Source organism: Haloarcula sp. CBA1131 (genome assembly GCF_008728975.1).
GTDB classification, from domain to species: Archaea; Halobacteriota; Halobacteria; order Halobacteriales; family Haloarculaceae; genus Haloarcula; species Haloarcula hispanica.
On the sequence record NZ_RPCY01000004.1, the window covers coordinates 472,582 to 498,373 of the forward strand.

Sequence of the window (25,792 nt, forward strand, 5' to 3'; positions counted from 1 at the left end):
GCGCGGCGTCTTAGTTGTTATTATTGATCATTAATGTCTGGGTGGCGAGAGCGCGATCCTCGATCTCCAAGTCGCACAATCGAGGCACTACCCGCTACCGATGCATCGCTTTCAGACGCGTCAGTTGACTCACTCGCGTTTCTTGATCAGGAACTTCATGTCGCCCTTGAAGACGACGGTTCCGTCCTGGTTTTCCATTTCAGTGTCGAGGACGACTAACCCGGCGTCGTCGCGCCCAACCTCCTTGGTGTTGTCAACGACGATCTCCAACTGGAGTGTGTCGCCGATGTGGACCGGGTTCGGGAGGTCCATGTAGTTCATCCCGAGGAACGCGAACGCGGTCCGCTCGACGATACCGGTCCGGTAGACGAAGCCGGTCGCCTGAACGAACGTCATCGGCCCGTGTGCGATCCGCTCACCGAACTCCTGTTCTTCCGCGTACTCCTTGTTCGTATGCAGTTCCGTCCAGTCGCCCGACAGCGCAGAGTGCATGACGAAATCGGACTCGGTGACCGTCCGGCCGACACTGATAAACTCCTGTCCCTCTTCGAAGTCCTCGAAGTGGTGTGGCTCGTAGCTGTACGCCATAGTTCCCCATCTGATAGCAGACATTTATATTTTTACGCTCCGCTGACAGCAGCGGCGACCGGTATATATTTATTATTCCTGATAGAACCACAGGCCGTATGTCCGGCGTCGCCGACGAAGTCAGAGAGCGCATCGAATCCGACGCGTACTGCGAAACCCTCGGCATTGACGTCGTCGAACTCGACTCGGGGTACGCCCAGACTGAACTGACGATTACCGAGGACCTGCTGAACTTTCATGGGACGCCCCATGGCGGTGCGGTCTACTCGCTCGCCGATGCAGCCTTCGCCGCGGCGTCGAACTCGCACGGCGAGGCGGCGGTCGCACTGGAGACGAACATCTCGTATTTAGACGCCGTCGAAACCGGTGAGACGCTGTCTTCGGTCGCCGAGGAGACGCATCTCGCGGACAGCACCGCAGAGTACGAGGTAACGGTGACTGCACAGGATGGCGAGCGCATCGCGACGTTTCGCGGACGAGTCTACCGGCCCTGACAGTCAGTCACGGTGGTCGTAGACGCGTTTTACTTTGCCGACCTGCGTTCGGTCGATGCTCCCGGGCGCAACGAGTTCGAGTTCGTCCGGGGTGAACGCGAGCACGTTCTCCAGTCGCTCGATGATTTCGTCTTCCAGCGCTTTGTCGCCCGGCCCTTGCTCCGCAGTCCGTTCGATGGTGAGTTCCAGGACGTCGAGGTTGTTCTCCTCGTAGAGGTCGATGCGGTAGTGCGGAGCGACGCCGTCGATGTCAAGCACAGCGTGCTCGATTTCACTGGGATAGAGGTTCACGCCACGGACGATGAGGAGGTCGTCAGTCCGACCGGTGACGTTGTCCATCCGAACCATCGTCCGTCCACACGCACACTCGTCGTAGTTCAGCGTCGTCAAATCCCCGGTCCGGTATCGGAAGACCGGTAACGCTTCTTTGGTGAGTGTTGTGAGAACGAGTTCACCCTCCTCGCCTTCCTCGACTGGTTCTTTCGTCTGTGGGTCGATGACTTCCGGGTAGAAGTGGTCCTCCCAGATGTGGAGCCCGTCCTGTGCTTCGTGGCACTCACACGAGACGCCGGGACCGATGATCTCCGAGAGCCCGTAAACATCGATGCCGTCGACGCCCAGCCGCTCTTCGATTTCTGCCCGCATCGGATCGGTACACGGTTCCGCTCCGAAGATAATCGTCGAGATCGGCAGGTCGCTGGGGTCGTGGCCCATTTCCTCGGCCGTTTCGGCGAGGTACAGCGCATACGACGGGGTGCATGTGAACACATCGCTCTCCAGGTCGGTCATCAACTCGACCTGTCGCTGGGTCTGGCCGCTCCCGATAGGGATAATTGTGGCCCCCAGCTCCTCGGCTCCGTCGTGAAGCCCCAATCCGCCGGTGAATAGCCCGTATCCGTAGGCGTTCTGGACGGTGTCGCCCGGTTCGGTCCCACTCGCAGCCAGCGAACGGGCAACGACTTCGCTCCAGCTGTCGAGGTCGTCATCCGTGTACGAGACGATTTTCGGCTTCCCGGTCGTCCCGGACGACGCGTGGATCCGGGCGACGTCCGCATCGTCGACGGCGAACAGGCCATCGGGGTACTCGTCGCGGAAATCCTCTTTCGTCGTCATCGGCAGTTTCGTGATGTCGTCGATACTCTGGATGTCTTCGGGCGAGACGCCCGCTTCGTCGAGCTTCTCCCGATAAAACGGGACGTTCTCGTAGGCGTGCGTAACAACCCCCTGTAATCGGTCGGTTTGCAACGCACGCAGCTCTGTACGGTCAGCCGCCTCCAGTTGCTTGTACACCATCGTCAATGATAGAGTGGAATGATAGTGATAAAATGGTTTGGGATTGACCACTCCGAGTGCCGGTCGTGCTTGCTGTGTGACTGTCGGCAAGTGATGCAAAGCTATTTTTCAGTACCCTCAGAGTTCCATGTATGCGGGACGCGTATCTCATCGGCGCAGGGCAAACGCCGTTTGGCTCGATGCCCGAAGAGAGCTACAGATCACTGTTCGACCACGCAGTCAGCGAAGCCATCGACAGTGTCGACCACGGTATCGACACGGATGCAATAGACGAAGCGGTCGTCGGCTCACTCGGCGTGGGCGGTCGACAACTCGGTCTCTCGGGACCGGCAGCAACCGAACACGCCGGGCTGCACGGAATCCCCAGCGTGCGCGTCGAAAACGCCTGTGCTGCGTCGGGCTACGCCGTCCGTCAGGCGGTGCAGGCAGTCAAAAGCGGGATGGCCGACGTGGCGCTGGCTGGCGGCGTCGAAGTCATGACAGACATGAGCAGCGACGTGACGAAGTACTGGCTCGGCGTCTCCGGCGAAACAGAGTGGGAACGGCTGACCGGGACGACGTTCTCCGGCGTCTATGCACAGATGGCAAGCGCGTATCTGCGGGAGTACGGGGCTAGCGAGGAGCACCTCTCGATGGTGGCGGTCAAGAACCATCGGAACGGCGCAAAGAACCCGAAGGCCCATCTGGGCTTCGAGTGTTCCCTCGAAGACGCCGTCGACGCCCCGGTCGTCGCGGACCCGTTGAACCTCTATCACTGCTGTCCGACCTCCGACGGCGCAGCCGTCGCTCTCGTCGCCAGTGAAGACGTCGTTGAGCAGTACACTGATGCCCCGGTTCGGGTCGCCGGAGTCGGCGCGGCCAGCGACCGGGTCGGGCTCTTCCAGCGAGACAGCTACACCGCGATTTCTGCATCAGAAGCGGCTGCGGACACAGCCTACGACCGCGCCGGAGTCGGCCCCGACGACCTCGACTTTGCCGAGGTCCACGACTGCTTCACGATCGCCGAACTGCTTGCCTACGAGGACCTCGGGTTCTGTGACCGCGGCGAGGCACCGCAGTTGCTTGAACAGGGAGCGACCGAAGCTGACGGAGCCATGCCGGTCAATCTCTCCGGCGGGCTGAAATCGAAGGGCCACCCTATCGGCGCAACCGGGGCCGGACAGCTTGTCGAAGCGTTCAAACAGCTCACCGGCAGCGCCGCGGACCGGCAGCTAGCGGCCCCGAAGTACGGGCTCACTCACAACGTGGGTGGGAGCGGCGGCAGCGCAGTTGTCCATATCCTCGAACGGGAGGCTGCACGATGACTGCGTCAGGGCTCGCGGCTATCGGCGCGTACGCACCTCGCCTGCGGATCGACGCCGCGGAGTTCGAAGCCGCCTGGGGTCGGTTCGATGCAGCGGGGGTCGACGAGAAAGCGGTTCCCGACGCCGACGAGGACGCGGTCACGATGGGTGTCGAAGCCGCACGCCGTGTGCTCACTGCGGCCGACGCGTCCGGGACGGATGTCGCGCACTTGGCCTTCGCGACAACGACACCACCGATGGCGGAAGAGGACCTTGCGGCGCGACTCTGCAGTATTCTCAACGTCCCCGACAGCGCAAAGACCCAGACCATGACCGGCTCCACGCACGTCGGTGCGCAGGCACTGGACGCAACCATGGACGGCGGGCCGTTCGGGGACGGTGTCGGCCTCGTCGTCATCAGTGACTGTCCGCAGGGCGAACCTGACAGCGGGATCGAACACGCCGCCGGTGCCGGGAGTGTTGCGGTCGTTGTCGATGAGGACGGTCCCGGAACCGTCACTGAGCGAGCGTCACACACTGAGGCCTACCCCGGAACGCGCTTCAGAACGGGTGGGGACGACCGGACGACCGGCCTGGGTGTGACGCAGTACGACCGCGAGGCGTTCACGACCACGCTCGGCAGTGCGGCCGACAGACTGGACGTGTCGATGGATACAGTCGATGCGGCAGCGGTCCAGTCCCCGGACGGGAAACTCCCGTATCGGGCAACAGGTGCGCTCGGGGTTGACGCAGAGACTATTGCCGCCGCGGACACAGTCAGTACGCTCGGGGACACCGGCGCTGCCAGTGCGTTTCTCGGAGCGGCGACAGCGTTTGCAGACGACGCCGAACGCGTGCTGATCGCAGCGTACGGAAGCGGTGCGAGTGCGACGCTGTTCGTCGCCACTGGTCCTGTTCCGGTCAACACTGCACTGGACGGTGCCGTCTCCCTGTCCTACGCCGAGTACCTCAGGCGGCGAGGCGAGATTACGCGCGACGAACCCGAGGGTGGCGGCGCCTACGTTAGCGTCCCGTCCTGGCAGCGGACGCTTCCGCAACGCCACCGGCTCGTCGCCGGCCGGTGCTCTGCGTGCGGTACACTGAATTTCCCGCCCACCGGGGCCTGCAACGACTGTCACGAGCGCACCGGTGATTTCGAGACTGTCGAACTGCCCGGGACCGGGACAGTCGAGGCAGTAACGACTATCGAACAGGGGGGTGCGCCACCGGAGTTCGTCGCCCAGCAGTCCAGCAGCGGCGAGTTCGATAGCGCTATCGTCGCGCTTGATGATCCATCTGGCGAGCAGACTGTGAGCGTCCCCGCACAGGTGCTCGATACAACCGACGAGGTCACGATAGGCACCTCCGTCGTGCTGACGACGCGGCGCATCTACACGCAGGAGGGCGTCATCAGATACGGCTTCAAAGCACAGGTCGCCAGCCAGCGCCGGTAGCCGACAGCATCAGGGACGCTCGAACACAACCGCGACGCCCTGACCGAAACCGACACACATCGTCGCCAGTCCGTGCGTCGCCTCCCGCCGTCGCATCTCGTGTAACAACGTTGTCGTGATCCGCGCCCCCGAACAGCCAAGCGGGTGGCCGAGCGCGATAGCGCCACCGTTGACGTTGAGCCGCTCGGCCGGAATCCCCAGCTCGCGCTTGCAGCGGAGACTCTGCGCGGCAAAGGCCTCGTTGAGCTCCACGAGGTCGATATCGTCGATTGTCAGTCCAGTGTCGTCCAGTGCGGCACGCGTCGCCGGAATCGGTCCCCGGCCCATGACTAGCGGGTCGACACCAGCGACGGACCGCGTCTTGACCCGGCCGAGAACATCCAGGTCGTGCTGTTCTGCGTACGCCGCCGAAGTGACGAGCATCCCGGCCGCGCCGTCGGTCAGCGGTGACGCGTTCCCCGGCGTTACTGTCGCCGCCTCGTCGTCGCGGAACACCGTCGGGAGTTCGCTCAACTGCTCGACTGACGTGTCTGCTCGCGGTGTTTTGTCGCTCTCTACCGCTGTCTCGCCGGTGTGGACTGGCACGATCTCTGCGTCGAACCGCCCGCCTTCCATCGCAGCGACCGCACGCTCGTGTGACCGCAGCGCGAACTCGTCCTGTGCTGTACGGCTGATGTCGTGGTCCCGTGCGATGGTTTCGGCCGTTTGCCCCATGGGTAGCCTGTCGGGGTCGTACCGCTGTTCGATAGCTGGATGCAGCCAGTCGGAGAAGGGAACGGTGCTCATGTGTTCGACGCCGGCGACCGGGTACACCGCCCCGTCGCCCGCCTCGATGGCGCGAGCGGCGTCGACGAGCGTCGTCAGTGACGAGCCACACAGGCGGGTCGTCGTCGCCCCAGGCACCGTCTCGGGGAACCCACCGGCGAGTATCGACTGCCGGGCGAGGTTGCGCCCCTGCTCTGCCTCCTGGTTTGCACACCCGAGCCGGAAGTCGTCCCACTCGACGGCCGGGACATCGGTCCGGTCAACGAGTGCGGCAAGCACAGCGGTGACGAGGTCCTCGGGATGTGTCCCGGCCAGCGCGCCATCCTTCGGTACCTGTGGCGTTCGTACGGCGTCGACAACAACGGCTTGCGAGTCGGAAGCAGTCATCCTCACCGACTCCTATCGCGGCCGCCGTATTAAATGCAGGCCACGCCGGCGCCGAGACGCAAGCAACGTTTTTATCCTTCGCTACTGTGCTGAGAAACGATGCACGTAGCTATCCTAGGCGCCGGTACCATGGGACACGGTATCGCTCAAGTGTCGGCAATGGCCGGTCACGACGTCACTCTCCGAGATATCGATGCGGATATCGTCGACGAGGGTCTGGCCGCCATCGAGTCGAATCTGGAGGAGGGTATCGACCGGGAGAAAGTGACCGAATCCACGGCTGAGGCAACCCTGGACCGCCTCACCGGGACGACATCGCTGGAGGAAGCCGTGACCGGGGCAGACCTCGTCGTGGAAGCAGTCCCCGAAGACATGGAAATCAAACACGAGACGCTTACCGAGGTCGAATCCCACGTCGACCCGGCGACGCTTATCGCTTCGAACACCTCTTCGCTGTCACTGACTGAGATAGCGAGCGTCCTCAACTATCCCGACCGAGCCATCGGCCTTCACTTCTTCAACCCGGTTCACATCATGGCACTCGTCGAGATCGTCGTCGCGGAACAGACGAGTGCCGAGACGGTCGCGCGTGCCCGCGAGTTCGTGAACGGGATCGACAAGACACCGGTCGAGGTGGCCGATGCACCGGGCTTTGCTTCCTCCCGCCTCGGCGTCTCGCTGGGCGTCGAAGCGATGCGGATGGTGCAGGAGGGCGTTGCAACACCACAGGATATCGATACCGCGATGGAACTTGGCTACAATCACCCGATGGGGCCGATCGAACTCGGCGACGTCGTCGGTCTCGATGTCCGCCTCGATATCCTCGAGTACCTGCGTGCGGAACTCGGTGAACGGTTCCGCCCGCCACAGATCCTGAAACGAAAGGTCCGGGCCGGGAAACTCGGCAAGAAATCCGGCGAGGGGTTCTACGTCTGGGAGGACGGCGACATCGTCGGCACCAGCGGCGACTGGGGGGACGCATGACGGACCTCGCTGACGCCGCGGTGGACTGTGAAACGGTTTCGGTGAGCGTCGGCGACCGCGTCGAGAACGTCGCTACCGTCGAATTACGCCGTCCGGAGGCCCGAAACGCGCTCAACACGCAGTTGCGGTCGGAGTTCAAACAGGTCTTCGACGCAGTTCCGGACAGTGACGTACGTGCTGTCGTGTTGACTGGCGCGGCAGACACCGGCGCATTCGTTGCGGGTGCCGACGTGACGGAACTCCGCGAGCGGGATATGCTAGAGCAACGGGAGGCGAGCAAGCGACCGCGGGTCTACGAGTACGTCGACGAGTGCCCGATGCCGGTCATCGCCCGCATCAACGGGCACGCGCTCGGCGGCGGCTGTGAGCTGATTCAGGCGGCTGATATCCGGATCGCGCACACGGACGCGAAGTTCGGCCAGCCGGAGATCAACCTCGGCATCATGCCCGGCGGTGGCGGGACACAGCGGTTGCCACGTCTGGTCGGCGAAGGCCACGCGATGCGGCTGATCCTCACCGGCGAACTCATCGACGCGACGGAGGCCGCTGACATCGGCCTCGTCGACGAGGTCCACGACGACGACTCCTTCGACGAGCGCGTCTACGATCTAGCGTCATCCATTGCAGAGAAAAGCCCCGCGGCGCTCGAATTTGCGAAGAAATCCGTCCGCGCAAGCTCCCGCATGGACCTCGAAGCCGGCATCGAGTACGAAGCCGAACTGTTCGCGCAACTGTTCGCCACTGGCGACAAGGACGAAGGGATCGACGCATTCCTCGAAGACAGAGAGCCGGAGTGGACCAGCGAGTGAGCGCGTCCCCATCCCAGAACGAAGTCCCTAGCTTGGCTGATACCGCACACAGGGAAGAACAGTCCAAAAACAGCCAGTTGCCCCGCTAGAACTGCGCTGGTGGTCTCACGGATGGGCCATGTTTATCCCGATTTCGTTGACGACGCCCAGTAGCAGCGTCGGCAGTTCGTCCCGGAGAATGGGGCCTTCAAGCCGGCTTGCCGGGCCGGATACGCTGATCGCCCCGATGGCAACGTCGTTTTCGTCCGTAATGGGGGCCCCGACCGCGTGCAGTCCCTCCACAGACTCCTGAAAGTTGAACGCGTAGCCGCGGTCACGTATCGTCTCGATTTCCTCCCAGAGTTCGTCCCTGTCGGTGATCGTCTGTGGCGTCCGGCCGGGCAGGCCGTGCCTGTCGATGGTCTCCGTGATCTGGCTATCCGGAAGGTGTGCGAGTATGGCCTTCCCCGCGGCGTGCTGGTGGAGATAGTTCCGATGGCCGACCCGGGCGTACGTCTGCACCGAGTGTTTGCCCTGCGCGCCGTAGATGTGGACGCTCCGGCCGTGTTCTTCGACCGCACACCAGATCTTTTCCTCGGTCTCCTCCGCGAGTTCGTCGACTCTCGGCTTGGCCTCGTCGTAGAGCCGGTATTTGTTCCGCGCCACTTCGCCGTAGTCCAGAAAGCGGATACCGAGCTGATACTCGTTGTCGTCCTCGACGAGGAGGCTGTTGGCCGCGAGCGTCTTCAGGTATCTGTGCGTTGTACTCTTCGCACAGTCGAGGTGGGCCGTCATCTCCGACACGGTGGCCGTGTCGTGTTCCTTGAGATACTCTATAATCTCGATCGCTCGCTCAATCGTTCCGACCGGCCTGTTGACAGCGGGCGGGATTGCCATACGTACACACATGACTAATTGGCTTACAAGTGTTTTGTTCGAGTAGCTTGAATCGGTGGCAGCCCTGTCTGATCGGTAAGTAAAAGCCACTCCGGGGCGACACGGGGAACGCATGACAAAAATCGTCGATTTGCTCGTCCGGAGAGATGGCTACACTCACGAGGAGTTTGCCGACCGATGGCAAGGCGATCACTCGGAGCTGGCGAAGGATCTGCCGGGACTGCAACGCTACGTAACATCCGTGCCAACGGACCCGGAGCGTGCAGCCTACGACGGCGTGCTTGAGCTCTATTTCGAGGACATGGACGCACTCAGCGAGGCGTTTGATTCCGACCTCGCCGAGATGGTCCAGGCTGACGCGGCTGAGTTTATTGACCTGGAGGCCGGCCCCCGAATGATTGTCGAGGAAACGGTCCAGCTCGACGAAAGAGACGACTGATAACGTCGCTCCAGCTGTTCCCGTTCGACTCCGTTTCCCGAGAGCGAACCGTTGCAGATATCAGCCATCGAGTCGGCTTCCATCGACGTAGAGTTTCTCGGCGGGCGGCCGCTCAGCGTCGTAGCTGTCGTGATACTCGAACAATTGAAAGAGCGCCCCGGTCGGGTTCGACGGTGGGACAAACGCCTCGGTCCAGTCCTGGTACTCGCGGTACTCGACGACGCTGTAGCCGTTGCGTTCCAGGACCGCTTTCATCGCGTCAATAGCAGCCACTTCGAGCGTGACGTGGTGGAGTCCCGGACCGTGGTCGTCGAGATACGACGTGAGGAACGTGTCCGGTGCCTCCGGAGCGATGAGTTCCAGCCGCGACGCCTCCCGACCGAAATCGTACTGCGCCCAGCGAAACCGCCCTTCGACGGACTCTTCGATGAGTTTCCGACAGCCGAGGGCGAACAGGAACGGTTCGGCGTCACTGATGTCCTCGACAGCGATTCCGATATGATCGACACGGATCGGCGTCTCCTGAGACATGGCGAGGACTGCGTCAGGCTCCCAATTATATGCTTGGGTCGGACGATAAGTGTCAATCTCGGTGGGAGGGTACCCGGCCCCTCCCTGCTATAGTCTATACTCCTGCACCACTGATACCGGACTCGAACAGACACACCCGACTCCGTCTGAAATGTTCCCAAATATTTATTAAATATCCAGACTGTCGACTACGGGATGCCAGCACAGCACCAGCAATCGCGGCGGCACCTCACACGACGAACGCTCCTGAAGACGGGCGCGGCGGTCACCGGCATGACCGGTATCGGAGCCGTGGAGACGGAGCTAGCGTACGCACAGGACGATGACGCGACGGTCACGATACGACGAGACGACTACGGCGTGCCACACGTCTACGCCCGCGACGCCGACAGCCGTGCCCCGGTGTTCTATGGGTTCGGATACGCGACCGCGGCCGACCGGCTCTACCAGCTAGAACTGTACCGGCGGTACTATCACGGGACTGTCGCAGAGATCCTCGGCTCGGGTGACGGGGACACCGACTGGGTCCAGTTCGATATCGAGGCGCGGCGCAACACCGCCGGCGAGCCACCGCTCGACGAGCAGGCCGCTGAACAGTTGACGGCGGACCAGCGAGCGGTCCTGCAGGCGTTTACCGACGGCATCAACCGGTACATTACCGACGTCCGTGAGAGTGAGGACCTGGAATTCCACCAGGCGTTTCAGGAGCACGGGTTCGAGCCCGAGGCGTTTACTACGGCGGACACCGCGGGGATGTTCGTCGCCAGTATGGCATATTTCAGCGGCTTCCAGCTGGAGACCCTCAGCGCGACTGTCCTCGACGCACTCACGCAGGAAACCGGGAGCGAACAGCGTGCCACGGCGCTCTTCGAGGACCTGCAGTGGGGTAACGACCCCGGCTGCCCGACCTCGACAGTCCAGCCATCGGATGCCTACTCCCCTCCCTATACTGATGTCGGGGCAGGGTCGACACCCAACGTGACCGGGGGACAGGAGACAGACAGGGTGACGCGCGGGGCAACCGGCGCGTCTGTGACGCCGAGCAACTTGGTCACCGGTGGTGACTACACGCCACCAACTGACGCCGACGGGATGCACGAGGCAGAGATGGAGCGGATGCGAACGCTTGCGTCCGGACTCGACAGTCTTGGCCTCCCGATTAAGTACGGCAGCAACGCCCTCGCTGTTCAGGGTGATATCACGGCCAGTGGCGATGCGCTACTGATGGGCGGGCCACAGATGGGGTTCAACACGCCCTCGATAATGTACGAGGCGAGCCTGCACGGGCCGGATTTCGACGTCACCGGTGTCACCGTTACCGGGTATCCGTTCATCATGTTCGGCCACAACCGCAACGGGGCACTGACCTCGACCGCCGGGATCGACAACTGCATCCAGATGTTCACGGAGTCGATCACGACCAACGCGTCGGGTCCGGACACGTACACCTTCCAGGGCGAGGAGTACGAGGTCGAAACAGCCGAGCAGACGATCACTGTCGCCGACGGCGAGGACGTGACGTATACTGAACGGTTCACACGCCATGGTGTCGTGACACAGTGGGACCCCGACAACGGGGAAGCGCTGGCGCAGACGAAGTCATACGCCGGCCGGCACATGAACTGCTGGCGGGCCTTCTACGAGTGTCAGTTCGCGACGGACGCCGAGGAGTTCCGGGAGTCAGCACAGCGCTGTGACTATGCACTGAACTTCATGTGGGCAGACAAGGACGGCGACATCGCGTATGTTCACTTGGGACGGTATCCGGACAGCGAAGCAGTCGACTGGGACACTCGGTTGCCGGCCGACGGAACGCAGTACGAACTCACGTCGGCGGACTACCTGCGCGCGGCTGACGGTGACGTGCCCTACGCGATCAACCCCGCCCCGGGGTACTCGGCACAGTGGAACAACAAACCCGCACCGGACTGGAACAACGGCGACCTGAGCTATTCGTGGGCGACCGACCACCGCGTGCAGCGGATCATCAATCTGGTCGAACAGCGGTTAGTACAGGAGGGGACAGTCGATTACGAGTTCCTGAAGACCGTTATCTACGATATCTCCTTCACCGATCTGCGTTCGATTCGGTACAGAGAGCATCTGCTCGACGCGCTTTCGGACGCAGACCTCTCCGGCACCGAACAGCAAGCCCGCGACGAACTGGCTTCGTGGGACCACTTCGCCCAGGCCGACGGCGAAGACAACGAGGGACGCCACTCTGCCGGCTACACGATCTGGGATGCGACGTTCCCGTACATTCTGGAAGAGGTTTTCAGCGAGACGTTCGGGAGCGCATACGGACCGGCATCGTACTTCCTCGACTACGACTACGGGCGCGGCACCCTGATGCGGGTCCTCAACCCGGCGGAGACAGCACTGCCGACGCAGGCCGAGTACGCCGATGGAGATATCACGGACGCGCTGGTCAGGGCGTTCCGGACCGCAGTGAGCGAACTCGCCGAGCGATACGACGGCGACCCGGAGTCCTGGCGGCGTGAGGCAGCCCTGCACGAGTTCGACAACCTCGCGCTGTTCGGGATGCCTATCGGCGTCACGTCCGCGGGGAACACGGCGCTGATGAACCGTGGGACCGAGAATCACGTCGTCCGGCTCAGCGACGACCCGCAGGCAGAGAACATCCTCCCGCCCGGAAACGACGGCTACGTCGCTCCAGACGGCACTACCGGCGAACATTACGACGACCAGCTGGCGATGTTCGAGGACTTCGAGTACAAACAGTTGTTGTTCGCTGACGCCGCTATCGAGTCCGCAACGGCTGAAACCCGTGAGTTGACGCGGTCAGCAAGCCCGGCTGACGGTGCCACCGATGACACGCCGACGAGTGAGGGCACTGAGACAGACGAGAGTACTGTGGCCGGTGGGGCGACAACTCCTGCCGAGACAGAGAGCACGGTCACAGCGACGGAGACGAATACCGGGACTGCCGCCAGTGGTCCCGGCTTTACAGCACTGACTGGGGCGACCGCAGTACTCGGGACTGCGCTGGCGTGGCTGTACAGACAGGACGACAACACCAGCTAGCCCCCACGGCGGTGGGGATCAAAAGCCGCGAGACGCGATAGTGGAGTTACCGAACGCGGCGAACAGCGCGAGACACGCCGACAGGGGGCAAGGCTTTAATACGATTTGCTTAACAATAGATAATGAACCTATGTCGAGCGAAGGTACCTCACCAGACAGTAGTGTGGGAATCGACCGTTCACGGAGACAGTTCATCGCCGCCGCTGGCGCGGTCGGCGCGCTTGGCCTCGCCGGCTGCCAAGGTGGATCAACAGGTGGCGAGGAGGCGGTGACCGTCGCGAGCCTGAATCCAATGACTGGCCCGTTCAGCTCTCTCGGGCCGGGCCAGCGTACTGGCGCTGAACTCGCTGTAACGGAGATAAACAACAACGACGACTACGACTTCGAGTTCGAGCTGGTGACGGGCGATACAGAGACTGAGGCCGGGGCCGCACAGTCCGAGGCCCAGCGTGTCGTTCAGGAAGAGGGGGCAGAGTTCGTGTTCGGTGCGATTTCAAGCTCCGTTGCGCTCGGGCTGAACGACTTTGCCGCGCAATCTGAGCATATCTACTTCCCAGGCGGCGCAGCGGTTCCGATCACCGGGTCTGCCTGCAACGAATGGGTGTTCCGCTTTGAAACGAACACTGCACAGATCGCTGAGGCGATATCGGCGTATTCAGTCAACAATCTGGGGAACAACGTCTGGTTCCACTACGCGGACTACGCGTACGGCGACTCGGTGTACAACCGCACGAGCAGACGAATGGAGAGTGCCAGTGACGACTACACCGAGGTCGGGACATCAACGTCGGCGTTGGGTGCCAGCAACTACGGCTCGTTCATCACGCAGATCAGCAACTCCGACGCTGACGTGGTCGTGTTGGGGATGACCGGTGGTGATCTGGTGAACTTCACTAACCAGGCCGCAGATCAGGGCCTCACCGACCAGATGGCTGTTGTCGGTCCGACCCAGACGTTCCAGAGCGTCCGTGCCGGGACCGGGTCGAACAGCGTCGGCACCTTCGGCGGCGCTCGGTATGACCCCTCGCTCGAGACCGGGGACAATCAGGCATTCGTCGAGGCCTACGCCAGCGAGAACGACAGAGAGCCCGGCAACTTCGCCCGCGTCGGCTACGACTCGATGCGGCTGATGGCCAAGGGAATGAACGAAGCCGGGAGCACCGAACCCGGGGATGTCCGAGACGCCCTCGAAGGTGGCACGTTCACGACAGTGCTTGGGGATATCACGCTTCGGGAGAGCGATCACCAGGCCACCAATCCGACGTGGATGGCCGAACTCGTCGAAGGCGATGGTGGTTCAGCGGATGTCGAACTCCTCGAGCAGGTCCCGGGTTCGGAGACGCTGCCACCAGCCAGTGACCTCGGCTGTGAGATGTAGGTAGCACAATGGTTGCTGCCGACTTCATCGAACAACTGCTGAATGGCCTCACCCTGGGGATGGTTTACGTCCTGCTAGCCGCCGGACTGTCGGTCATTTTCGGCGTGATGGACGTGATCAACTTCTCCCATGGCGAACTGTTCGCACTCGGTGCGTATTTCTCCCTCAGCATCATCGCGCCGTTCGGCGCGGGGACTGGGTTCTGGATCGCGATAGTGGTTGCACCGGTCGCCGTCGGCCTCATCGGTGCCGCTATCGAGCGAACGACTGTCCGACCGCTGTACGGTCGAGACCCGTTATATCACATTCTCCTGACGTTCGGGCTCGTGCTCGTGATCAACGACGGTATCCGTCTTATCTGGGGGACACAGCAACGACAGCTAGCTGTCCCGGAGTATCTGAGTCGGCCAGTGTCCATACTGGGCGTCCAGGTGTCCGTGTACAATTACTTCATGATCGTCTTTGCGGCGCTGCTCGCGGTAGTGACGTGGTACCTGCTGAACCGGACGAAGTACGGGATGATCATTCGTGCCGGATCGCAGGACCGCGAAATGGTCCGAAACGTCGGTATCGACATCGACCAGTACTACACGCTGGTCTTCGGTGTCGGTGCGGCGCTCGCTGCCGTCGCCGGGATCGTCCTCGGCGGCTACCAGAACGTGAACACCGGCATGGGGAACAGCGTCATCATCCCGGCGTTCGTTGTCGTCGTCCTCGGCGGCCTCGGTAGCTTCAGGGGTGCCGTCTTCGGCGGGTTGCTCGTCGGTGTCGTCCAGACGCTGATGCGGGCCTACAGTGGGTCTGTCGTGGCAACGGTCGGCGATGTCACGCTGAGCGTTCCCAATCTCGAGGGGTTGACTGTGTACCTGCTCATGATCGCCGTGTTGCTCGTGAAACCGCAAGGACTGTTCGGAACGCGAGGTGACGAGTCGGAAAGCGAGGGCGAGATCCTCGTCGGGGGGTACGGCGGGGTACTGGCGGACAGCACACGGGTACGGCTCGGCGGTATCGCCGTTGTCGCGCTCGCGCTCGCCCCACTCGCGATTCTGTTCATGGGCGACCAGTACTACCTCGTCGTTCTCAACGAGATCCTGATCTGGGCTATCTTCGCACTGAGTCTCGATATCGTGATGGGCTATGCCGGCCTGGTCCCCCTGGGCCACACGATGTTCTACGGCGTCGGTGCGTACACCGCCGCGCTCGTCATGTTGCACTATTCGCAGTCGGTTTTCGTCGTGTTGCTCGGGGCGATTCTCATCTGTGCTGTCCTAGCTTGGATCGTCGGCAGCCTCTCGATTCGGGTCTCCGGCGTGTACTTCGCCATGATCACGCTGGCGTTCGCGGAACTGCTCTACAGCGCTGTGTTCAAGTTCGACTTCACCGGTGGGAGCGACGGCCTGCTCGGCTTCGAAGCGTTCCTCGGATTCGGTACTGTCGGGGCGTCGCTCTCGAACATCGAGTTCGGGCTCCTCGGCTACGAACTCGGACAGCAGTTCGTGTTCTACTATCTCGCCTTGCTCATCGCCCTGCTGTCGTTCCTGTTCGCTCGGCGCATGATGAACGCGCCGTTTGGCAGTGTCCTGCAGTCGATTCGGGAAAGCGAGGAGCGAGCGGAGTTCATCGGGTACGACGTCAACAGATACAAGCGCCGGGCGTTTGTCATCAGCGGCGGAATGGCTGGACTGGCCGGCGGCCTCCTCGCAATCAGTCCGTCGACAGTCATCATTTCACCGGACCAGACCCTCAACTGGATCCACTCTGGTGAAGTCATCGTCATTGCGCTGTTTGGCGGAATGGGGACACTGTACGGTCCCATGATCGGCTCCGGTGTCTTCTTCGGTGCCGAGGAGTTCCTCTCGTCGTACACCGACCAGTGGCGGCTTATCATCGGGACGATGTTTATCCTGTTCGTGCTGTTCGTCCCACGCGGTATCGTATCGATTCCGTCTCTCGTCGCACAACGGCTGGAGACGGCCAACAACGCGGACGGTCCTGTCGACATGGATGAGCCGGAAGTGAGAAGCGATGACTGAGACTGTACTCGAAACGGACGGACTGACGAAGCGGTTCGGCAAGCTCACCGCCGTTGACGACGTGTCGCTGTCGGTTGCGGACGGTGAGTTCAGGAGCGTTATCGGGCCAAACGGGGCCGGGAAGACAACGACGTTTAATCTCATCACTGGCGCACTATCGCCGTCAGCGGGTGTCGTGCGGTTCAAAGGTGAGGACATCACTGACGTCGCGCCACACGAACGGGTTGGCCGCGGACTGGGCCGCTCGTTCCAGATTACGAACGTTTTCGGCGGTCTCACCGTTCGAGAAAACGTGCGGCTGGCAGCACAGTCCGTCCACAGTGACGAGATCAATCCCAGCGAAGCGCTGTTCCGTGACAAGAACGGCTTCGACGAGATCACGGAGCAAACCGGGACGGTGCTGGAACAGATCGGGCTCCAAGACAGGGCTGACGAGCACGCGGAGGTCCTGGCGTACGGCGATCAGCGACGACTCGAACTGGGGCTCGTGCTGGCGACAGACCCCGCCCTCGTCATGCTCGACGAACCGACCGCCGGAATGAGTAGCGAGGAAACACAGGCCACGATGGACCTCATCGATGAGGTCCTCTCGGATCGGTCGTTGATGCTCATCGAACACGATATCGACCTCGTGATGCGTGTCTCGGACCGGATTACTGTCCTTACTCGCGGCGAAGAACTCGCAAGCGGGACACCCGACGAGATCGCAAACAACGAAGACGTCCGCGATGCGTACCTCGGTGGTGTCCGAGAGTGACTGACCCGCTCCTCTCTCTCGAAGATGTCCGGGCCGGGTACGGGATGACCGAGGTGCTACAGGGCGTCTCGATGGATGTCGAACGCGGAAGCGTTGTGTCGCTGGTCGGGCGCAACGGCGTCGGCAAGACGACGACGCTACGGTCGATTGTCGGTAACATCACCCCGACTGGTGGGTCAATAACGTTCAACGGCGAGGACATCACGACACGCAACTCCGAGGCGACGATCCGGAGCGGCATCGGGTTCGTTCCCGAAGAGCGACGGATCTTCCCCGAGTTGACCGTCCGAGAGAACATCAGAATGGGTGAAATCGGTGCCGAGTCGCCTGACGGGCCGTCAGTCGACGACGTACTGGATATGTTCGAGAACCTCGCGGAGCGAGAACACAAGGACGGGTCGGTCCTTTCCGGTGGCGAACAGCAGATGCTCGCGGTCGGCCGTGCCCTGACTGCCGACCCGGATCTGTTGTTGCTTGACGAACCGACGGAAGGGCTCGCACCCTATGTCGTCCGACAGATAGAGGACCTTATCCTCGAACTGAACGAACAGGGTATCACGGTGCTGGTTGTCGAGCAGAACATCCCGGTCGCACTGGCGGTCTCGGAGTACACGTACATCCTCGAAAAGGGCGAGATCGTCCACGAGGGGACTGCGGCGGAGATCCAGAACAACGAGGACGTACTCGACAGACACCTCGGCGTCGGTGTCACTGACTGACTATGGCGACAATCGCCGGGCACGACCCGATCCCCGGTCACTAGCCGTATAGCGCAGGGCCCCGTTCGAGACGGGGCTTACCGACCATAGTTCGAGCCCCATGCACCGAGCGGTAACGACCACTAGAGTGCTAACACATCAAGAGTGTCAACATATAACACGGTCAGTTCTATTCTATTGAATCGGCTTCTATCGTGCTATAGCGTTGTTCCGAAGGGATTCGAACGGTCTCACAGGTGTCTTGCCCAGATCAGTGGTGTTCGAGTCAGTAGAACTACTGATACGAGAGATTCACCTGTAGCTCGCCGGAGATCCCACGGATAAGGTCGGTCAGTTCGTTTTCGATGCGTTCGGAGTCCAGCCGGTTCGCTGGTCCCGACACGCTGATGGCACCGTACGTGTTGCCGGCGTTGTCTACCAGCGGGGCACCGACGCCGGCTACGCCTTCGAGGAACTGGTCGATGCCGTAGGCGACGCCGCGGTCCTGAATCTCGTCGAGTTCTGCTTCGAGTTCCTGCCGCTCCCGACCGTCGGGGAGGGGGTAGTCGTAGCTTTCGAGGATTGTCTCCCGCCGGTGTTTCGGCAACACTGAGAGGATTGCCATGCCACCAGCGAGCCTGTACAGTTCGGTGTACTGGCCGATCTGTGAGTTTGTCTGAATCGCCCGACTGCCGAGCGCTTTGGCCAGGAAGACCGCCTTTCCGTTCTCTTCGACGATCCACCACGCTTTCTCGTCGGTTTCGTCGGCTATCTCGTTCAGTTTCGGGGCGACCTCCTGGTACATCTCCTGCCGCTCGCGGACTTTCATCCCGATATCCAGAAACCGCAAGCTCAGCCGATACGCCTTGTTCTGGTCCTGGACGACGTAGCCTCGGCTCTGGAGTGTCGAGAGATGAACGTGGACTGTGCTCTTGGGCATCTCCACCCGCTCTGCCAGCTCAGTGACGCCGAGTGCCTGTTCCGTTTTCAGTGCTTCAATAATGTCCAGCACCCTCCCGGCGGACTCTATCGGGCCTTGTCCTGTCATACGCGTATATTCGGCTAACTGTTTATAAAATTATTCAACAAGATTGAACTCTGTGTCCGGGGACTGTGTTATCAGGTGTATTCCCAGTGGCGTCGCGACGACTGCACCATGATATACTACCCAAAACTCGGCAATCCAGTGACTCTCCTAAATTCCGTCCGTCCGTTTACGTACCTACTGACCACTGTATTGCCACTGAGAAACGGAGTAAGGCGGCGGTGTCCCGGTGCTCTAATGCCGGCCGATGCAGATGTCGGACGGTGGCACTTGCTGTACACCAGGATGTTCAATCAGCTTGAACTCGGCCGCAGCATACGAAATACAAATGAGAACATAGCGAGGATAGCAGCGTTACCGGGACTAGTCCTGTCACGGTCTCCCAGTCCGTTTCGATTCGCCCTGTTCGTGCTCAGCACTCTCCTTGCACAACCGCAATCGCTTCTCGTATCGCCTCGATACTGGTCTGCACTCCAACGCCGACACTATCACCTACGGCCGGTAACTCTCAGGCTGATTCTGAATCAGATAATAGATGTACGCCTGTTATCCTATGGCTGTATCTCTGAGATATGTGCGCTCCAGAGCGCAGTGCAACCATCCGGCCTACAGTGAGGGTTGTTCACAGGTGTTGAATCTCAGTCAGGGTTGCATCTGTCTCCCCTCTGCTCCCGACGCCTAGTGAGACGTGTAGAGCAGTCGACCACTCCGATAATATTTGTACGCCTGTTATCTGAAGGCCATGCAGATGTCGTATTACGAAACACAGTGCCGTTGCGGTACTGACCCCTCACAACGACAACAGTTCATATAGCAAGTGACTGCGCCTCGCTAGCTACTTCTGGTGACTGCGTGAATGAATTTCACATTACGAAACGAACTCCCACACCCGCTCGCAGAGCGGAAATATTGAATACTGAGCAAGCACGTCTCAGACCATCTCGTCAGCAAGCCCTGCTCACAGAGCCGTCAAAATGGGTCGGTTCCGCGCTGGTCCTCCCAGTGGCTCCTTTGGTATTCTTCCGGCCGTCACTACCACTGGTACCCTTCTCGGGTATTCTCAAGCCACGTTCTATCGGACGTCGCGGAATGAGAAAAATCAGGCTGCAACCGGACTCTCTTCGTCGATTTCCGTTTCACTGTTCTTGATCGCAGTGCCGGAGTCCGCATCAAACAGATGGATGACCTCCTCTGGGAACTGCAATCCGACCGTGACGCCATTCCCGAGGTTTGCTCCATCCTCGACGGTGACCGTATACTGCTGCCCGTTGATAGTCACGTACACATGAAACAGGTCCCCAAGTGGCTCGACGACGTCGACGGTCGCGGTAACGGTCTGCTCCGGGCCAGTCGCGGTGTTGAGCTGAATATCTTCAGGCCGGACACCGAGGATGACTTCCTCGTACCCGTCGAGTTGGGCGGTGGTTTCAGCGGACAGCCCGTAGGTAAACTCCTGGTGCACTAGCGACCCGTCCTCGACAGCGGCAGGAATGAAGTTCATCGAGGGCGACCCGATGAACCCGGCGACAAACCGATTGGCTGGACGGTGATAACACTCCAGTGGCGTTCCGACCTGCTGTAACACGCCGTCGTCCAGAATAGCGATACGGTCGCCCATCGTCATTGCCTCCGTCTGGTCGTGAGTAACGTAGATCGTTGTCACGTCGAGTTCGTTCTGGAGGCTCTTTAGTTCGGTCCGCATTTTCGTCCGGAGTTTGGCATCCAGATTGCTCAGTGGCTCGTCCATCAAGAACACCGCTGGGTCCCGAACGATTGCTCTCCCGAGCGCCACCCGCTGTTGCTGGCCCCCAGATAGCTCCTTTGGCGGATCATCAAGCAAGTCCTCGATGCCCATCATCTCGGCTGTCTCGGTTACACGCTGTTCAATCGTTTCTGTATCCAGATCCGTCGTCATCTTCAACCCGAACGACATGTTCTCCTCTGCGGTCATATGTGGATAGAGCGCGTAGTTCTGAAAGACCATCGCGATGTCGCGGTCACGGGGCTCGGTGCCGATAACAGACTCGTCTCCGATCAGAATATCGCCCTCAGTCACCGTCTCAAGCCCGGCGACCATCCGCAAGGTTGTCGATTTTCCACAGCCGGACGGGCCGACCAGTACCAGAAACTCGCCGTCGTTTAGCGACATATTCACCGTATCGACAGCGACAACCTCGTCGCTCCCGTCGGAGAACGTCTTGACAAGGTTATCGAGCTCTAACTGTGCCATGCGATACCTGTTATTGTTCCACAGAGATATATAATAGTTTGTGTTCTTCGATTATAGATGGGAACCTTTCATATACCTGGAGCGGGTTTGAGTTCGTATACGGGACTAGCGGTAGTGAAAAGAGCACAACTATGGTTCCATTCACAACAGAGTCAGAGTCGGTGTATCGTCAGTTGGGTGTCACGCCGGTCGTCAATGCAGCGGGCACAAAAACGCGGATTGGCGGCAGCCTCATTCGAGAGGAAGCCGCGGACGCCATGCGCGCTGCTGCCGACGAATTCGTTCAGCTGAGTGACCTAGAGGCAAAGGCTTCCGAACAGATCGCTGAGATCGCCGGGTCGGAAGCCGGATACGTTTCGCCGGGTGCTGAGGCCGGCCTGCTGTTGGCCGCGGCTGCCGCAATCGCGGGGGACGACCCGGAGACCATGTCGGAGTTACCCCATCCGACAGACGCACCAAACGACATCGTGATGCCCCGGACTCACCGGACGGGGTACGACCACGCACTGCGAGCGGCTGGCGCAAACATCGTCGATGTCGGGACAAACGATTACCACCTCGGCACTGGCGCAACAAACGTGGAACCCTGGGAAATCGAAAGCGCCATCGACGAAAACACTGCCGGGGTCGCGTACGTCCAGAAAACATACACACAGCCGGACCTCTCGACGGTCTCGGAGATCGCACACCGACACGATGTTCCCGTGATTGTCGACGCTGCCGCCGAGGTGCCGCCCATTGAGAACCTCTCTCGTTTCGTCGAGCAGGGAGCGGACATGGTGGTGTTCAGCGGTGGCAAAGGAATCCGCGGCCCACAGACGACGGGTATCATCGCCGGCAAACGTCAGTATATCCGTTCAATCGCTGTGCAGCATCAGGATATGCACGTCGACCGCCGGGTTTGGAACCCACCCAGCTCGCTTATCGATACGGAACGGTTCGATGGGGTTCCCAGACAGGGAATCGGACGGTCGCTCAAGGTCGGCAAGGAGGAACTTGTCGGCCTCATTCGCGCGCTAGAACTATTCATCGAAGAGGATCAGGAAGCGCTTGTCGCCGAGTGGGAGAACCTCGCCGAAAACATGGCGAGCCAACTTGAGGCAGCGGGCGTAGAGACCACAGTTGTTGCTGGTGGTGAGCAGAGTGTTGCTCCACGGATCATTGTGGATATAACTCACTCCCAATCGACTCTTTCGGCAGCCGCGTTGGTGTCAGAACTGCAGCGCGAGGACCCGCGCGTGTATGTCGGCGAGGACCGCATCGACGAGGGCGAGATTGTTCTCAACCCGATGTGTCTCGACGAAGACGGTGCTGCGTACGTCGTCGACCGCCTGCTCACACATCTGTAACAGAGAAAAGATATAAATAATAACTTACAATACCATAGCATAGTATGGACGTCCTCGTAGTAGTTGCCCACCCAGACGACGCAGATGTCTTCTGTGGCGGTACGATAGCAAAGCACGCTGAACGCGGTGACGAGGTCAGTATCGTACACATGACTCGGGGAGAGTACGGCGGGCTGCGAACGGACTCACAGGAAGCCGTCGGGAGAGTCCGTGAACAAGAGGCCCGCGCTTCGGGGGCGGTGTTAGGCGCCTCGGAAGTCGCGTTCCTCGAGTTCAAAGACGGGCGGATCACTTACTCCCTGGAGAACCGTGTAGAGATGGTGGATGTAATCCGGGAGTATAACCCGGACATCATCCTCACGCACTACAAAGACGATCTGCATCCAGACCACCGAGCGACGTCACGGTTAGTGACGGACGCGTACTACATGGCTTCGCTCCCCCTCGTTGAGACGGATTTCGAACCCTGTGATCCGGACAACATCTACTACTTCGGCAAGCCGACATCGGAGTTTACCCCCTCCATGTTCATCGATATCGATGGGTACCTGGAACAGAAGGTCATAGCGATCAAGAAACACGAGTCTCAGGTAGAGTTCCTCGTCGAGCACGGCGGCATCGACGCCGAGTTCGACAACCTCATCGACGGACTTCGCGCCGAGAATCTCGTGTTCGGGAAACAGGCCGGGGCCCGCAGTGCGGAGGGGTTCGTCCCGCTGCACGAGTCCGCACAGGAGTTTCTCGGATAAGGTCGCTGGCGTTTCACGAGCACTGTCGTTGAAGCGACCTCAGTCGGGAATCGTGACCGGAAGCGTCCCCGTTGGGTCGACTGTCCCTGCCAGTGTTTTCGCCGCTGCCTGAATCGCACCTGGTGAGTAGCCGTAGGTCGTCAAAAACGTGGCCGCACCTGGACAGACAGAGAGGTCGTATGGGTTCCGTACGGCAAGGACTGCCAGCTGGTCGTGGTGCGCAATGAGCGTCCGGAGCGTCGCTGCCTGTGACTCGTTTGCCAGGGCATCGTAACTGACAGCGACAATCTGCTCGTTCTCTGGCGCTATCTCGACAGTCTCACCGGTCGCCACTGTATGTGTCGTGATTTCAAACCCGACCTCGCTGAGCGCAGCAGAGACCGCCTCTGGGTCGTAGCGCTCGTCCTCGGCGGGCGACCCCCGCGTTCCGGTAAAGCTGACCACATGCAGGTGACGCGACGTATCGAACGGCACTGTCTCGCTGTCGTCCCTGACGAGTGTTACCCCACAGTTTGCGATTTCAGTTGCAAGCTGTTTCGATTCGGGCGCACAGCGATTCCATTCCGGCTTTTCGGCAGTCTCAGATGCACCCATCCGTTGCTGTTTACAACGCCGGATGCGCTGCAGCGACCGGTCGATTCGCTCCTCGGTAAGCCGTCCCGTTCGGACGGCGGTAAGCACGGCCTCAATCGCTGCACGCTGTCGCTCGAACGTATGTGAAACAGTGACGATATCACACCCGGCCTCGATTGCACGGACAGCCCCTTCGGCGGGACCGACGCCTTCGGCAATCGCGTCCATCTCGAGACAGTCCGTGACGAGTAACCCATCAAACCCCAATTGCTTTCGAAGCAGTGCTGTCTGGACTGCCGACGATATCGTCGCTGGTAGTTCGTCGTCACCTGTTATCGCCGGAAAGGCAACGTGTGTGGTCATGATCGCGTCGATACCGCTCTGTATCGCCGCTTCGAACGGTGCGAACTCCACGCGTTCCAGTCGGGAACGCTCCTGGGCGACCACCGGCAGGTCGAGATGTGAATCGACTGCCGTGTCGCCATGACCGGGGAAATGCTTCCCACAGGCCGCGACAGCCACGGACTGGAGGCCCTGGGCCATGGCTGCGCCCAGCGCGGCCACACGCTCGGGATTTTCACCGAAGGACCTGACGCCGATTACGGGGTTCTCCGGGTTGTTGTTAACGTCGAGGACTGGCGCGAGGTTCAGATTGATCCCGAGGCTCCGTAGCTCCCGTCCGACGGTCGCACCTGCTTTCCGAGCCATCGCTTCGTCATCGCAGGCCCCAATGAGCATCTGACTCGGCAGTTGCGTCCCCCAGTCGAGGCGTGAGACGACGCCGCCCTCCTGGTCGGTGGCGACGAACAGTGGGAGGCCAGCGCCGACTGCTGTGGCTTCTGACTGCAACTCCGTCGAGAGGGCTGCCACCTGCGCGGGCGACGTAATATTTCGGGTGAAATAAATGATGTTGCCGAGGTTGTACTCACGAATCAGTTCCCGTATCCCAGCAGTCGGTTCGGTGCCATCAAAGCCAGCCATGAATAACTGGCCGACTTTCTGTGCTAATGGCATACTCGCCACCGTCTGAGTCTGCATATAACAACATCCGACGTGCTGGGGATATAAAACTACGTTTGGAATCGCGAACCGCCACAAAACTGGAGCCGAAGATTACTGCTTGACACTCCCGGACGTCAGCCCGGAAACGATCTGCCGCTGGAACACGACGAAGATTGCGAGCAGTGGGACAGCGGCGAGCGTCGAGGCAGCCATCATCTGGCCCCACATCGTCTGATCCTGCTGCTGGAAGTTCTGAATCCCAATGGAGAACGGCGTGACGTTGTCGGTCGCCAGGACCGACGCGAAAAGCACCTCGTTGAACGCGAGCAGGAACACGAACATCCCAGTCGCAGCCAGGCCCGGTGCTGCAAGCGGCATGACGACGCGGAACAGGGCCTGTGTCCGCGTACAGCCGTCGATCCGCGCGGCTTCCTCCAGCGCGGTCGGTATCGTGTCGAAGTACCCACGAAGCATCCAGATGGTGAACGGGACGGTAAACGTCGTATAGAGGAATATCATTCCATGGTACGTGTCTTTCATCGGCACGTTCGCCGACTGGTCCATGACGATGAACAACAGAAACATCGGGATGAGGATGAGTACTCCGGGGATCATCTGCGTTGCGAGTGCCCCCATCTCGAATTTCTCCTTGCCAGGGAACTCATATCGCGACAACGAGTAGGCAGCCAGTCCACCGATGAGCAGCGAAAGAACTGTTGTCACGCTCGAAATGACCAGGCTGTTAACGTAGTAGTCGACGAGCGGGAACCGCTGGAACATCAGGAAGTAGTTCTGGACATAGGGGTCCGCCGGAATTATGTCAAGCCCGAGTTGCAGCACTTCATCGCGGGTTTTGAACGACGTCGTGAACATCATCCAGACGGGGAATATCGCGAATATGAGAACAAGGATGAGCACGGAGCGCCAGAGCAGTTGGTACACGAGCTCTTTACCATCGGCAGTCAGCCGCATTTCGTCGGGCACCATCGTACTTTCTGACCCGACAGCAGCCATGAGCGAACTGAGCATC

The 25,792-nt window shown here is 60.6% G+C and carries 22 protein-coding genes; 13 read left to right on the forward strand and 9 right to left on the reverse strand.

Annotated elements, in window-relative coordinates; all coding sequences use genetic code 11:
• Positions 1-129: 129 nt before the first annotated feature.
• Positions 130-588, reverse strand: coding sequence for a MaoC/PaaZ C-terminal domain-containing protein (locus Har1131_RS19920; protein WP_008308373.1), 459 nt, complete (start codon positions 586-588; stop codon positions 130-132).
• Between the two features lie 98 nt (positions 589-686).
• Here Har1131_RS19920 and paaI point away from each other — a divergent pair, with 98 nt between their 5' ends.
• Positions 687-1,082 carry a hydroxyphenylacetyl-CoA thioesterase PaaI gene (gene paaI, locus Har1131_RS19925; RefSeq protein ID WP_050036551.1) on the forward strand — a complete coding sequence of 132 codons (396 nt, stop codon included), beginning with the start codon at positions 687-689 and terminating at the stop codon, positions 1,080-1,082.
• A 3-nt stretch (positions 1,083-1,085) separates the two neighbouring features.
• Here paaI and paaK read toward each other — a convergent pair whose 3' ends face one another.
• Positions 1,086-2,375 (reverse strand): phenylacetate--CoA ligase PaaK, encoded by a 1,290-nt coding sequence (gene paaK, locus Har1131_RS19930; protein WP_044952595.1) that lies wholly within the window; start codon positions 2,373-2,375, stop codon positions 1,086-1,088.
• 131 nt (positions 2,376-2,506) lie between these two features.
• On the opposite strand from paaK, the gene Har1131_RS19935 reads away from it, so the two are divergent.
• The gene (locus tag Har1131_RS19935; RefSeq protein ID WP_050036552.1) at positions 2,507-3,679 is read left to right on the forward strand and encodes a thiolase domain-containing protein; all 1,173 of its coding nucleotides are present in this window, start codon (positions 2,507-2,509) and stop codon (positions 3,677-3,679) included.
• On the forward strand, positions 3,676-5,112 hold the full coding sequence (locus tag Har1131_RS19940; protein ID WP_050036553.1) for a zinc ribbon domain-containing protein: 1,437 nt from the start codon (positions 3,676-3,678) through the stop codon (positions 5,110-5,112). The genes Har1131_RS19935 and Har1131_RS19940 overlap by 4 nt, the downstream gene beginning before the upstream one ends.
• Before the next feature lie 9 nt (positions 5,113-5,121).
• Here Har1131_RS19940 and Har1131_RS19945 read toward each other — a convergent pair whose 3' ends face one another.
• The gene (locus Har1131_RS19945; RefSeq protein ID WP_050036554.1) at positions 5,122-6,264 is read right to left on the reverse strand and encodes a thiolase family protein; all 1,143 of its coding nucleotides are present in this window, start codon (positions 6,262-6,264) and stop codon (positions 5,122-5,124) included.
• 99 nt (positions 6,265-6,363) lie between these two features.
• Here Har1131_RS19945 and Har1131_RS19950 point away from each other — a divergent pair, with 99 nt between their 5' ends.
• On the forward strand, positions 6,364-7,248 hold the full coding sequence (locus tag Har1131_RS19950) for a 3-hydroxyacyl-CoA dehydrogenase family protein (RefSeq protein ID WP_151148325.1): 885 nt from the start codon (positions 6,364-6,366) through the stop codon (positions 7,246-7,248).
• Positions 7,245-8,057, forward strand: coding sequence for an enoyl-CoA hydratase/isomerase family protein (locus Har1131_RS19955; RefSeq protein WP_050036556.1), 813 nt, complete (start codon positions 7,245-7,247; stop codon positions 8,055-8,057). Before Har1131_RS19950 ends, Har1131_RS19955 begins: the two co-directional genes overlap by 4 nt.
• A gap of 105 nt (positions 8,058-8,162) precedes the next feature.
• On the opposite strand, the gene Har1131_RS19960 is transcribed toward Har1131_RS19955, so the two are convergent.
• Complete coding sequence (locus Har1131_RS19960) at positions 8,163-8,933, reverse strand: IclR family transcriptional regulator (protein ID WP_014030889.1); 771 nt, start codon at positions 8,931-8,933, stop codon at positions 8,163-8,165.
• Between the two features lie 112 nt (positions 8,934-9,045).
• Between Har1131_RS19960 and Har1131_RS19965 the strand changes: the two genes are divergently transcribed.
• A complete protein-coding gene (locus Har1131_RS19965; protein WP_151148327.1) occupies positions 9,046-9,372 on the forward strand; it encodes an EthD domain-containing protein in 327 nt (108 codons plus the stop codon).
• 60 nt (positions 9,373-9,432) lie between these two features.
• Here the strand turns inward: Har1131_RS19965 and Har1131_RS19970 are convergent, their stop codons facing one another.
• Positions 9,433-9,903, reverse strand: coding sequence for a VOC family protein (locus tag Har1131_RS19970; protein WP_014030887.1), 471 nt, complete (start codon positions 9,901-9,903; stop codon positions 9,433-9,435).
• Between the two features lie 195 nt (positions 9,904-10,098).
• Here Har1131_RS19970 and Har1131_RS19975 point away from each other — a divergent pair, with 195 nt between their 5' ends.
• From Har1131_RS19975 to Har1131_RS19995, 5 genes are all read left to right on the forward strand, one after another.
• Positions 10,099-12,948, forward strand: a complete 2,850-nt coding sequence (locus Har1131_RS19975) for a penicillin acylase family protein (protein ID WP_151148330.1) — start codon at positions 10,099-10,101, stop codon at positions 12,946-12,948.
• Positions 12,949-13,078: 130 nt separating this feature from the next.
• Entirely contained in the window at positions 13,079-14,326 is a 1,248-nt protein-coding gene (locus Har1131_RS19980) for an ABC transporter substrate-binding protein (RefSeq protein ID WP_050036559.1), read from the forward strand.
• Positions 14,327-14,334: 8 nt separating this feature from the next.
• On the forward strand, positions 14,335-16,359 hold the full coding sequence (locus tag Har1131_RS19985) for an ABC transporter permease (protein WP_014030884.1): 2,025 nt from the start codon (positions 14,335-14,337) through the stop codon (positions 16,357-16,359).
• On the forward strand, positions 16,352-17,116 hold the full coding sequence (locus Har1131_RS19990) for an ABC transporter ATP-binding protein (RefSeq protein ID WP_151148332.1): 765 nt from the start codon (positions 16,352-16,354) through the stop codon (positions 17,114-17,116). Before Har1131_RS19985 ends, Har1131_RS19990 begins: the two co-directional genes overlap by 8 nt.
• Positions 17,113-17,835 (forward strand): ABC transporter ATP-binding protein, encoded by a 723-nt coding sequence (locus Har1131_RS19995; RefSeq protein ID WP_014030882.1) that lies wholly within the window; start codon positions 17,113-17,115, stop codon positions 17,833-17,835. The genes Har1131_RS19990 and Har1131_RS19995 overlap by 4 nt, the downstream gene beginning before the upstream one ends.
• Positions 17,836-18,109: 274 nt before the next feature.
• Here the strand turns inward: Har1131_RS19995 and Har1131_RS20000 are convergent, their stop codons facing one another.
• The gene (locus Har1131_RS20000) at positions 18,110-18,862 is read right to left on the reverse strand and encodes an IclR family transcriptional regulator (RefSeq protein WP_014030881.1); all 753 of its coding nucleotides are present in this window, start codon (positions 18,860-18,862) and stop codon (positions 18,110-18,112) included.
• 1,096 nt (positions 18,863-19,958) lie between these two features.
• Positions 19,959-21,089 (reverse strand): ABC transporter ATP-binding protein, encoded by a 1,131-nt coding sequence (locus tag Har1131_RS20005; protein WP_151148334.1) that lies wholly within the window; start codon positions 21,087-21,089, stop codon positions 19,959-19,961.
• A 131-nt stretch (positions 21,090-21,220) separates the two neighbouring features.
• Here Har1131_RS20005 and Har1131_RS20010 point away from each other — a divergent pair, with 131 nt between their 5' ends.
• Positions 21,221-22,438, forward strand: coding sequence for an aminotransferase class V-fold PLP-dependent enzyme (locus tag Har1131_RS20010; RefSeq protein WP_050007469.1), 1,218 nt, complete (start codon positions 21,221-21,223; stop codon positions 22,436-22,438).
• A 44-nt stretch (positions 22,439-22,482) separates the two neighbouring features.
• Complete coding sequence (locus tag Har1131_RS20015) at positions 22,483-23,187, forward strand: PIG-L deacetylase family protein (RefSeq protein ID WP_058990903.1); 705 nt, start codon at positions 22,483-22,485, stop codon at positions 23,185-23,187.
• A gap of 39 nt (positions 23,188-23,226) precedes the next feature.
• Here the strand turns inward: Har1131_RS20015 and nagZ are convergent, their stop codons facing one another.
• Together nagZ and Har1131_RS20025 are read right to left on the reverse strand one after the other, a co-directional pair.
• On the reverse strand, positions 23,227-24,774 hold the full coding sequence (gene nagZ / locus Har1131_RS20020; protein ID WP_175055129.1) for a beta-N-acetylhexosaminidase: 1,548 nt from the start codon (positions 24,772-24,774) through the stop codon (positions 23,227-23,229).
• 99 nt (positions 24,775-24,873) lie between these two features.
• Entirely contained in the window at positions 24,874-25,791 is a 918-nt protein-coding gene (locus Har1131_RS20025; protein WP_014030876.1) for a carbohydrate ABC transporter permease, read from the reverse strand.
• Position 25,792 lies beyond the last annotated feature (1 nt).